Annotated in this window: 11 protein-coding genes; all 11 read right to left on the bottom strand. The window is 28.3% G+C overall.

Annotation, left to right across the window (positions count from 1 at the left end):
- Positions 1–11: 11 nt before the first annotated feature.
- The gene (gene nuoL, locus AB4W59_RS00755) at positions 12–1847 is read right to left on the bottom strand and encodes an NADH-quinone oxidoreductase subunit L (RefSeq protein WP_367673235.1); all 1836 of its coding nucleotides are present in this window, start codon (positions 1845–1847) and stop codon (positions 12–14) included.
- Entirely contained in the window at positions 1844–2146 is a 303-nt protein-coding gene (nuoK, locus tag AB4W59_RS00750; RefSeq protein WP_367673234.1) for an NADH-quinone oxidoreductase subunit NuoK, read from the bottom strand. Before nuoK ends, nuoL begins: the two co-directional genes overlap by 4 nt.
- Positions 2147–2185: 39 nt before the next feature.
- Complete coding sequence (nuoJ, locus tag AB4W59_RS00745; protein ID WP_367673233.1) at positions 2186–2698, bottom strand: NADH-quinone oxidoreductase subunit J; 513 nt, start codon at positions 2696–2698, stop codon at positions 2186–2188.
- Positions 2699–2707: 9 nt separating this feature from the next.
- Positions 2708–3250, bottom strand: coding sequence for an NADH-quinone oxidoreductase subunit NuoI (nuoI, locus tag AB4W59_RS00740; protein WP_367673232.1), 543 nt, complete (start codon positions 3248–3250; stop codon positions 2708–2710).
- Between the two features lie 14 nt (positions 3251–3264).
- The gene (gene nuoH / locus AB4W59_RS00735; protein WP_367673231.1) at positions 3265–4242 is read right to left on the bottom strand and encodes an NADH-quinone oxidoreductase subunit NuoH; all 978 of its coding nucleotides are present in this window, start codon (positions 4240–4242) and stop codon (positions 3265–3267) included.
- Positions 4239–6968: an NADH-quinone oxidoreductase subunit NuoG gene (gene nuoG, locus AB4W59_RS00730; RefSeq protein WP_367673230.1), complete on the bottom strand. Its 2730-nt coding sequence runs from the start codon at positions 6966–6968 to the stop codon at positions 4239–4241. The genes nuoH and nuoG overlap by 4 nt, the downstream gene beginning before the upstream one ends.
- 128 nt (positions 6969–7096) lie before the next feature.
- Entirely contained in the window at positions 7097–8383 is a 1287-nt protein-coding gene (nuoF, locus tag AB4W59_RS00725; protein ID WP_367673229.1) for an NADH-quinone oxidoreductase subunit NuoF, read from the bottom strand.
- The gene (gene nuoE / locus AB4W59_RS00720) at positions 8380–8868 is read right to left on the bottom strand and encodes an NADH-quinone oxidoreductase subunit NuoE (protein ID WP_367673330.1); all 489 of its coding nucleotides are present in this window, start codon (positions 8866–8868) and stop codon (positions 8380–8382) included. The genes nuoF and nuoE overlap by 4 nt, the downstream gene beginning before the upstream one ends.
- 25 nt (positions 8869–8893) lie before the next feature.
- Entirely contained in the window at positions 8894–10684 is a 1791-nt protein-coding gene (nuoC, locus tag AB4W59_RS00715) for an NADH-quinone oxidoreductase subunit C/D (protein WP_367673228.1), read from the bottom strand.
- Positions 10685–10762: 78 nt separating this feature from the next.
- Positions 10763–11440: an NADH-quinone oxidoreductase subunit B family protein gene (locus AB4W59_RS00710; RefSeq protein WP_367673227.1), complete on the bottom strand. Its 678-nt coding sequence runs from the start codon at positions 11438–11440 to the stop codon at positions 10763–10765.
- Between the two features lie 53 nt (positions 11441–11493).
- On the bottom strand, positions 11494–11862 hold the full coding sequence (ndhC, locus tag AB4W59_RS00705) for an NADH-quinone oxidoreductase subunit A (RefSeq protein WP_367673226.1): 369 nt from the start codon (positions 11860–11862) through the stop codon (positions 11494–11496).
- Positions 11863–12093 lie beyond the last annotated feature (231 nt).

Raw genomic sequence — 12093 nt, 5'->3', positions numbered from 1 at the left:
AAATTATTTAATTAAAAAAATAAAATACATGCAAAAATTAAAATTATGCTATATATCATAGATAATGCGTAATCAATAGTATTACCACTAATTTTTTTTAAAAAAAATTTACTACTGAAAATAATTTGATCAATAAAAAAATTAGTAATCATACTTATAAAATCAATGTTTAAAAATTTAGCAATATATAAATATAATTGTATAAAAAATATATTGTACAACCAATCAAAATACCATCCATTACGCAATATATGTAATATTTTTTCACTAATTTTAAATGTACAAATGTTACGTATAAAAGAATTATTTTGAACCCATAAATAATAGGATATGAAAACCCCCAAAATAGATACCATACTAGAAAATATTTCAAATAAAAATTTACCGTGATCATTAATTATTACTAATGGAAATACAAACAATAAGGGCGGTGCAATAAATGATCCTATAAAAGTAGAAAAAACTAATAATAAAAATAAAGGTATATCATGTGTCAATCCCTTATTTATAACAACTGACAATTTATTTTTTCCATGAAATATGACAAAAATCATTCGAAAAGTATATAACGCAGTTAAGAAAGAACAAAATAAACCAATCAAGAAAAAATTTAAATATCCTTTTTGTAAAACACTAAATAAAATATTACCTTTACTGTAAAAACCCGATGTTATTAAAGGAAAAGAAATTAAAGATAAACCACCGACTAAAAAACTAATATATAAAAAAGGTAATTTTGTACGCAAACCACCCATTTTAAAAATATTTTTCTCATGATTACAGGATATAATTAAAGAACCAGCAGACAAAAATAATAATGCTTTAAAAATAGCATGCATAATGAGATGTATAATAGCCGCCTGCCAAGCTTGTACACCCAAAGCCAAAAACATGTAACCAATTTGACTTATAGTTGAATATGCTAAAATACGCTTAATATCAGTCTGTACTAATGCAGAAAAACTAGATAAAAATATTGTTATTACACCAGTTAAACTAATCAAATATAACACTTGTGGCGTTAATAAAAATAAAAAATGAATTCTTGATATTAAATATACACCGGCTGTTACCATAGTAGAAGCATGTATTAAAGCTGATACAGGTGTTGGACCAACCATTGCATCAGTTAACCAAGTTTGCAATGGTAATTGTGCTGATTTTCCAATAACACCAATAAATAATAATATATTAATAATATTAATATCCAAAATATTTTCTATATTAGAAGCATTAGATAAAATATGAATATCTTGAAAATTAAATGTTCCATATACTTTATATATTAAAAATAAAGCAATAATTAAAAAAATATCAGATATACGTGTTAAAACAAAAGATTTAAAAGCACATGCAATATTGTAATTTTTTTTATAATAAAAACCAATTAATAAATAAGAGCATACACTAACACCCTCCCACCCTAAATACATAAATAAAAAATTATCTGCTAATACTAATATTAGCATACTGGCTATAAACAAATTAGTATAGGCAAAAAACCTTGAATACCCTTCTTCTAATCGCATGTACCAAATAGAAAAAACATGTATTAATAATCCCACTCCAGTAACTACACCTAACATGCTTAAAGATAATCCATCTAATACTAAACCAAAGTCAATATTCAGACCATCTATAGAAAACCAGGTCCATAATGACTGCACTAACACGAGTGAACTATCATTAAAAAATTTTATACTATAAAAAACCGTAAGCATAAAAGACAAAAATATTGATACTATACCTATATTAGTAGCATTTTTTTTAGATATTACACCTTGTGTATAAGATAAAAATAAAAAACTCATCAATGGAAATAAAATCACAAAAAACATAATATTCATCCACTCATCTCACTTAACACGTTAATATTTAATGTCTTATAGCGTCTATAAAGACGTAATAATAATGATAAAGCTATACTAGCTTCTGCTCCAGCCAAAGTAATAGCACATATATACATTACTTGACCATCCACTTGTTGCCAATATGAACCGACTATAATCAAAGCCACTCCAACAGCATTTATCATAATTTCTAAGCTAATTAAAATAAATAACAAATTACGACGAACAAAAAGAGACATTAAGCCTAATATAAATAATATTAATGACAAACATAATCCATAAAATAAAGAAATCATCAATTGTTGTCCTCTTAGATATAAATATAAGATATTACTTTATTTTTCATCTAAATATTTTGTATTATCATCTTTTCCGATATGAAATACTACTACCAATGCAGATAAAAGAATCATAGACAATAATTCTACTAATAACAAATATGGGCCAAACAAACTTATGCCAACAAATTTAGAATCTATAACAATAGAATGTATATATTGATCTCTTAAAAATGAAACAACATACAACATTAAAATAAATAAAAAACATGATAATATACCAGGTACAATCCATAATTTATATTTAAAATATTGTGTTTCTTGATGAATAGAATTTTCTCCTGAATTTAAAACCATAATTACAAAAACAAACAATACCATAATTGCCCCAGCATAAATAATAACTTCTAAAGCTCCTATAAAAAAAGCACCTAATGCAAAAAAAATAGTAGATATAGATAACATAGAAATGATTAAATACAGCAAAGCATATATGGCATTTTTCTGAAAAATAACTAATATAGTAGATAAAATAGCGATACAGGAGCTAACATAAAAAACAAATTGCATAAAAACTCCTTATGGTAATAAATTTTTCACGCTGACTGGCTTGTGTTCTCTATCCAGAGAACCTGTTTTTTTTCCTTTAAATGTTACTCCAGAAAAATGATAAAAATTGTAATCTGAATATTTTCCAGGACCGGAAATTAATAAATCTTTTTTTTCATATACTAAATCTTGTCTTTTAAATTCAGCTAATTCAAAATCTGGTATTAATTGAATAGCAGCAGTGGGGCATGCTTCTTCGCATAATCCACAAAAAATACATCGAGAAAAATTAATTCTAAAAAATTCCGGGTACCAACGACCATTGATCATCTCAGATTTTTGTAAAGAAATACAATCCACAGGACAAACAACAGCGCATAAATTGCAAGCAACACAACGTTCTTCATTATCTAAATTACGAGTTAATATTATGCGACCCCGATAACGCGGTGATAATGCAACCGATTCTTCTGGATATAGTTTTGTTTCTGATGGAAAGAATATATTTATACCTATCATATATATACTGCGTATTTGAGTCATAAATCCAATAATAATATTCTTTAAAGTCATAAATAAAATATCTCTTAAGTTGTTTTTAACAATAAAAAGAAAGCAGTTAAAAGCAAATTTAATAGTGTTAAAGGTAAACAAAATTTCCAACCAAATGATAAAACATGGTCATACCGAGGCCTTGGTAAGGATGCTCGAATTAAAATAAAAAGAAAAATAAATAATATAGTTTTGATCATAAACCATATAATACCTGGAAGAAAAGGGCCCATCCAACCACCGAAAAATATGCTTGTTATTAAAGAAGAAATAACTATAATAGAGATGTATTCTCCGATAAAAAATAGCCCAAACTTCATACCAGAATATTCAATATGATAACCATCAGCTAATTCTTGTTCTGATTCTGGTTGATCAAATGGATGCCTATGACAAATAGATAATCCCGCTATAAAAAAAGTTAAAAATCCTAAAAATTGAGGAAATATATTCCATAAATGCTTCTGGCTATTAACAATATCTAATATGTTAAAAGAACCAGATTCTGCTATAACACCCATTAATGATAATCCTAAAAATACTTCATAACTCAGTGTTTGAGCAACAGCACGAACAGCTCCTAATAATGAATACTTGTTATTACTTGACCAACCAGCAAATAAAACTGCATAAACTGATATACTAGCCATCATCAGAAAAAATAATATTCCAATATTTAAATTAATTATAAAAAAAGTTGATGTAAATGGAACAATTGCAATGACTGTAAGTAAAGAAATAAAAGCAATTACTGGTGCTAAAACGAATATACCTTTTTCACTAAATGCAGGCACCCAATCTTCTTTAAACAATATTTTAATCATATCCGCACAAATCTGTAAACTACCAGACCATCCGACACGATTTGGACCATGCCTATTTTGAAAAAAAGCTAGTAATTTACGCTCAACAATGCTCAACATAGCACTAAAAAAAATAATAAAAAACAATATAAATATAACCTTACAAAAAGACGATATAATGGCAAATATATTGGTTTCTAAAAATATCATTGAGTAAATTCCTGTAAATGTTTAATTTTTTTTCCAATGAGTGATATAGGAAAATTTTTTCTTCCTATCGGTAAACCTATTTGTCTATTATTTAAATATTTAGATAGTCGTATTTCTAAACAATAATTGTTATTTAAACAATTAAATTCGACAATAGAATGTTTTTTTAAACCCATTTCCAATGCTTCTTGCATACCAATTAATGCGTATGCTGAAGGTATATTTTTTTGAATTACCGACGAATATTGTGTCATTTCTTCATTACCATAAAGATGATAATAAGGAATTACATACCACTCTTTTGGATCCATAGCTTGATCGAAGGTTAAGTTAAAATATGAATCTACTGGATCGTGTCTATCTTTAAATAAATAAATACCTGAATCATAGTATTTTAAGTTTTTTTCTGTTAATTCCGGAAATTTATTTAACGCTTGAGGGGAATTCCATCCAGGCAACCATACAAATGGAATATGAGATATAGATTGATTTGATTGATTATTTCCTTCCATAGAAAATGCAAACATGCTATGCATATCTTTTGGTTGGGCAATTTCATGCACATCAATATGAGAGCGTAAAGATGTTCGTCCACTATAACGATTTGGAGATCTAGCAATTTTTTGACCATGTATACGTAAAGAAGAATTGCATTCATCTTTCTGTATTTTACTTAAAGCATAGTATTGAGAACTATATGCACTAATAACATCATCTAATTTTAACCAAGACTCTTCAACATTTTTATATTTTGATTTAATAATATGTAACCACTTCCAACTTTCAATAATACAATTTTTTGAATCATAAAAACACGGATCATATACTTGAAAAAATCGCTGAGCTCTGCCTTCAAAATTAACTATTGTACCAGAACTTTCCACAAAACTTTTTGCTGGTAAAGTCAAACCGGATTTTTTATAAGTTTTAGTATAATGACAATCTATAGTTAATATTTTTTCTTTATTTTTTAATATTAAATCACAATAATCTTTTTTCATATGACGATATAAATCATATTCCATAAAAATAATTGCATCTGCTTCGCCAGTTTGAAATTTATTTAACGCACATTCTATTGACATGCCATCAATTAATTTTACTCCTAAAGCATTTGCAGAAGAAGTGACAAAAGATAATCCAATATCATTTACTCTATGTTTTTTTATTGCTTTAGCAATATTAAAAGATGCTTTAATAATAGAAGTACTAAACGAATTAGAACCAGAAATAATCAACACTTTTTTAGAATCCAGCAATTCTTTGGCAATCAACATGGCTTTTTCTTGTAATAAAAGATTTAAATTTAATACTGGTGGTAAATTAGAATCTAATACATGCGCAATAGCACTAACAAAACGCGCTTGATCATGAATAGACCCGTAATAGCTCCATTTTGCAAGATCATCTAATTTTGTTTCATGTGTACTCGTGATATATAAAGAATTTTTAATATTGTCCTCTATATTAACAATAGGAGCAGTATTCCATAAAGGAATATTATATGATTCCACCAAATCTCTTGCCTTTTTTTTCATTGATTGCCGTACTGCTAAAGCCATTCGAGCAGCAGTCTGTGTTATATCTTCCCCTAGAATTAAAACAATATCGTAATTTTCTATCTCTTTTAACGATGGTGTATATATAGAATTATCTTTTAAAATATCTATAATTAATTTAATACATGACGCTTCTTTAATAGTCATACCATGAGAAAAATTTTCTTTTCCAACCAACTCTTTTAAAGAAAAGTTATTTTCTATACTAGATCTTGTAGAGCCAATCCCTATAATTCTACTAAAGCGCTTTAAAAAATTTACTGATAAATTAATAGATTCTGAGAAATTTAATCTTATCTTTTCTCCATTAAAAATTTTAGCTGGTTGTCTAGGTCGATTGTTTAAATTAGTATAAGAATATCCAAAACGACCTAAATCACAAATTAAAAAATGATTAATATTTTTATGATACCTATTTTCTATACGACGCACTTCACCATATCTTTCTCCAATACTAATATTACATCCTATACTGCAATTATGACATATACCTGGTGCATATTGCATATCCCATTTACGATTATATCTTTTAGAATGTGTGTTATCAGTAAAAACACCTGTAGGGCATATCTCAACTAAATTTCCGGAGTGTTCATTATCTAAAACACCATCTTCTACTCTTCCAAAATAAATATTATTATTTGCACCATATACACCAAAATCGGTACCACCAGCGTAATCTTGATAATATCTAACGCAACGATAACATCCAATACATCTATTCATATCATGTTTAATAAAATCACCTAAATACTGATTTTTATGCGTTCTTTTTTTAAATTGATAATTTCTAGTATTATGTTGAGTCATCACTGTCATATCTTGTAAATGACAATGTCCACCCTCCTCACATACTGGACAATCATGTGGATGATTGGTTAATAAAAGCTCAATAATCGTTTTTCGAAATAGTTGAGCTTCTATATTATTAATAGAAATAATACTCCCATCTACAACGGGAGTCATACATGACATAATTAAACGACCTTTATGATCGTTCAAATCACTATATTGAATAACAGCACACTGCCTGCACGCTCCTAAACTACCTAACAGAGGATGCCAACAAAAATAAGGAATATTTAAACCTGCAGATAAACATGCTTGCAATAGATTATATGATGGATCTAAATTAAATTTTTTACCATCTATGTAAACTTGAGCCATAAGAGAATAATTCCACAAACTGGTATTAAAAGAATTGATTATCTAAAGTACATGTTAAATATGTATTTATATAATTGTTATTATATTTTAATTAAAAAAATGGGTGAAAATTATAAGATGCTATCTTTTTATTTATCATACATCTTAATACCCGCTTCAAATTCTGAACGAAAATATTTAATTGCACTATATAAAGGCGCTATTGCTCCCGGTGCATGAGCACAAAATGTTTTTCCTATTCCTAAACTAATACATAATCTCTCTAAAATTTTTATATCATTTTCTTTTCCTATATTATTTTTTAATGTTTTTAATATTTTTACAATCCAAGGCAACCCCTCTCTACAAGGAGTACATAAACCACATGATTCGCGCGAAAAAAAAACTTCAAGATTATATACCAAAGATACCATATTAATATGTTGATCTACAGCCATGGCAATACCCGTACCTAAACGACTACCTATTTTATTAATACTATCAAAATCCATTGATACATCTAAATGATCATGAGTTAAAAATCCAGTTCCCGCGCCACCTGGTTGCCAAGCTTTTAATACCATACCTTTTTTCATACCGCCAGCATAATCTTCTAAAATTTCACGCGCGGTAATACCAAAGGGTACTTCCCATAAACCAGGATTATTAACATGACCTGAAAAACCCATTAATTTTGTACCAGAATCAATACTATTAGATAAATTTTTATACCATCTTACACCATATAATAAAATCGCTGGAATATTACACAAAGTTTCTACATTATTGACACAGGTAGGCTTTCCCCATAAACCAAAAACTGCAGGAAATGGAGGTTTAGATCGAGGATTAGCTCTACGTCCTTCTAAAGAATTAATAAGAGCTGTTTCTTCTCCGCAAATATAACGACCAGCTCCAGTATGAACAATTATATCACAATTAATATCAGTGCCTAGAATATGCAATCCGATATAACCATAATCTCTTGCTTCTTGTATAGCCTTCTTTAATATTTCTTCTGCTTTGATATATTCTCCTCTTAAAAAAATATATGCACGAGAAACATTTAAAGCAAAAGCACTTAATAGAATACCTTCAATTAATTGATGTGGAATTTTCTCTATTAATAATTTATCTTTATATGTACCGGGCTCCATTTCATCTGCATTACATAATAAATAACGCGTTTTAACAGAATCATTCTGAAGCATTAAACTCCACTTTACACCTGTTAAAAAACCAGCACCTCCTCGACCTTTTAAACCGGATTTTTTAATTATAGATACAACACTTTCTGGAGTTTTTTCTTTTAATGTTTTTTGATAAGAAAAATAACCATTTTTACTAATATACTCTTTTATCCATACAGTTTTTTGATCTTCTCTTAACCGCCATGTCAATGGATGAGTTTCTGGAATACGCAAAATTTTTTTCATTGATATGATTCCAGTATATGTATTATTAATTCTGGTGTAACATTATAATATGTATCTTCATTAATCATGATAACTGGACTTTTATCACAATCACCTAAACAACAAACAGGCAATAAAGTAAATTTATTATCTAATGTTGTTTCTCCTGCTCTTATCTTTAAATAATTTTTTAAAAATCGCTCTATTTTTTTATATCCTGTTATATAACAAACTACACTATCACAATAACGAATAATGTTATTACCTATTGGCTGACGAAAAATTTGACTATAAAAAGTTGCCACACCCTCTAATTCACTAGGGTTAATATTTAATATTTTAGAAATAGCAAAAATAGCCTGATCGGACACCCAACCACGTTTTTTTTGCACAATCTTCAAAGCTTCTATGGAGATAGCTCGATTGTTTTCATAATATTTCTTTTGTTCTTCTATTTCATTTTTTTCTGCATTCGTTAAAGTGAATGTAGTACAAATTTCTCTAATATCATGATTTTTTTTTTATACATTATTATCTATCCACGTCTGACATGACAAAATCTATACTACCTAAGTATACGATTAAATCAGAAATAAAACTTCCACGAATTACTGAAGGTATTTGCTGTAAATGTGGAAAACTAGGTGTTCGTATTCTCGTACGGTAACTCATGGTACCACCATCGCTAATTAAGTAGTAACTATTAATACCTTTAGTTGCTTCAATCATTTGAAAACTTTCATTCACCGGCATAACCGGGCCCCATGATACTTGTAAAAAATGAGTAATCATCGTATCAATATGTTGAAAAGTATTATCTTTCAACGGAGGTGTTGTCAAAGGATGATCAGATTTAAAAGGACCATTAGGCATATTTTTTAAACACTGCTCTAAAATAATTAGGCTTTGATAAATTTCTTCTACTTTAATCATTACTCTTGTGTAAGCATCACTAACACCTCCACCTATTGGAACATCAAAATGAAAATTATTATAACCTGAATACGGTCTCCATTTTCTTACATCAAAATCTAAACCAGTAGCACGTAAACCAGCACCTGTAATTCCCCATTTAATTGCATCTTTTTGGTTATATGACGCCACTCCTTTAGAACGGCTGATAAGAATACTATTTTTAAGAGCTACTGTAACATAATATTTTAATCGTTTTGGCATCCATTGAAGAAATTCTTTAAGTAAAAAATGCCATCTTTTCGGAAGATCATTAGCTACACCACCAATACGAAACCAAGCAGGATGCATTCTAGCTCCAGTAATTTCTTCAATTAGATCATAAATTTTTTGACGATCAGTAAAAGCTAAAAAAACTGGTGTCATACAACCTATATCCTGTACAAAAGTAGAAATATATAGAAGATGACTATTAATACGAAATAATTCTGACAACATGACTCGAATGACTTCAACCTTTTCTGGAACGCAAATACCAGATAATTTTTCTATAGCTAATATATATGGCATTTCATTCACACAACCACCGAGATATTCTATACGATCAGTATATGGAATATAACTATGCCAAGTTTGCCGTTCTGCCATTTTTTCAGCACCACGATGGTGGTATCCAATATCAGGTACACAATCTACAATTTTTTCACCATCTAACTGCAATATAATTCTAAAAGCACCGTGGGCAGATGGATGATTAGGTCCTAAATTTAAAAACATAAAATCCACATCTTTATCTCTTCGCTTCATACCCCATAATTCTGGTTTAAATTGTAAACTCCGCATTTCTAAATCTTCTTTTTTTTGATTTAAAAAAAAAGCTTCGGATTCTGTGGCTCGCGCAGAATAATTTTTTCTTAAGGGATGCCCACGCCATGTATGTGGCATAATAATACGAGTTAAATTAGGATGTTTATCAAAAAAAATACCAAACATTTCCCATGTTTCACGTTCATACCAATTTGCATTAGGAAATAAACTTACTAATGTCGGGACATGTAAATTATCTTCTAATAAAGGTATCTTAAGCATAATATCATTATTTCTTTTAACAGATATTAAATGATAAAAAACTGAAAAATCTGCTTTTGGTAAATCATTACGAAATTCACGTAAACGTTCATCTACACCATGTAAATCAAAAAGAAAATTATAAGGATCGGGTAAAGTATATAAAAAATTTCCCATTTTTAATAATAACGAAGCATCTATCCAAACTATAGGAAAACCAGTGCGAGTTACTTGTAAAGTAACAGACTCTTTACCAAAAGCATGAAATAATTTTTGTATTAATGGATCTTGTCTTTTTTTTTCTGTATTTAAAGGAAAATCATTTTTTACTAAATCTATCATATATTTCTCTTTTTTAATGCAAAATAATAAAATTATAATATTTTTATAATAAATTAAGATAATAATATATTACAATCATCATGCGCGTTTCGAAGTGGGAAGATTTACAATAGAAATTCTTTTACTTCTTTTCTTTTTTTTTTCTGATATCATTTTTTTATGATATATACCCTGATCGCCAATAACCCAAGATAGGGGCCGTCTTTCTTCTTGAATTAACTTTTGTAAAAGCGTTATAGCTTGTATGTAAGCTTCTGGTCTAGGAGGGCATCCAGGTATATAAATATCTACTGGTAAAAATTTATCTACACCTTGCACAACCGAATAAATATCATACATACCACCAGAATTAGCACATGCACCCATAGAAATCACCCATTTTGGCTCCAACATTTGATCATACAATCTTTGAATAATAGGAGCCATTTTAATAAATGGTGTACCCGCAATTACCATAACATCTGCTTGTCTAGGAGAAGCTCGTAATACCTCAGCACCAAATCGTGCTACATCGTGTACAGAAGTAAAAGCTGTTACCATTTCTACATAACAACAAGACAATCCAAAATTATATGGCCAAAGAGAATTTTTTCGACCCCAATTAACTAATTTATGTAATAAATTAGTTAATTTTCCCATAAAAATATTTTTTTTAATATATCCTTGAATAGGATCTTCAACATCTTTGTTGGTTTGTCTAGGGTATTTCTGATTACTATCTGTTTTATCAGCTCTGGTTAAAGTATAGTTTTTCATATAAATCCTTATTGATTATTTCAATATTAAATTCATGAAACTTATTGATAAATCTACTCTATTGCTTTATTACGTATTAAATAATATAGTCCCAACAATATTGATATAATAAACATGAAAACTTCAAAAAAACCAACCCATCCTGTTTCACGTATACTAGAAGACCATGCATATAAATAAAGAGCTTCCATATCGAAAATTACAAAAAAAATAGCTACCAAATAAAATTTTACAGAAAAATACAATTTTGTATTTCCAAGAGGTGCAATTCCAGATTCAAAAATAGTATTTTTATATCTAGATTCTGATTTTCCTCCTAATATCCAGCTAAATAACAACATAAACAAACAAAAACCAAAAGAAAAAATTATAAAAGCAAAAAAAGATAAGCATTCAATTATAATTTCTATATTTTTTAACATAAAAAAAATTTTTCCTAAAAATAAATGTATTTAATTAATTTCTTTATTATAAACACAATACCAGAAAATAATTTTAAAACTGTTATAGAAGTTGATAATATTTCATAAAAATCATACTTTTAAACCAAAGTACTTATTATTATGTAAATAAATTACTAACATTCTTTTTTTTTTATTAAACCCTTGATGACCGAAAAAGTGACCCCATCTAATAATCATTCAACATTTTAG

This window comes from Buchnera aphidicola (Cavariella theobaldi), from assembly GCF_964059165.1.
Lineage (GTDB): Bacteria > Pseudomonadota > Gammaproteobacteria > Enterobacterales > Enterobacteriaceae > Buchnera > Buchnera aphidicola_BO.
This window is presented reverse-complemented; position numbering and strand designations above follow the sequence as displayed.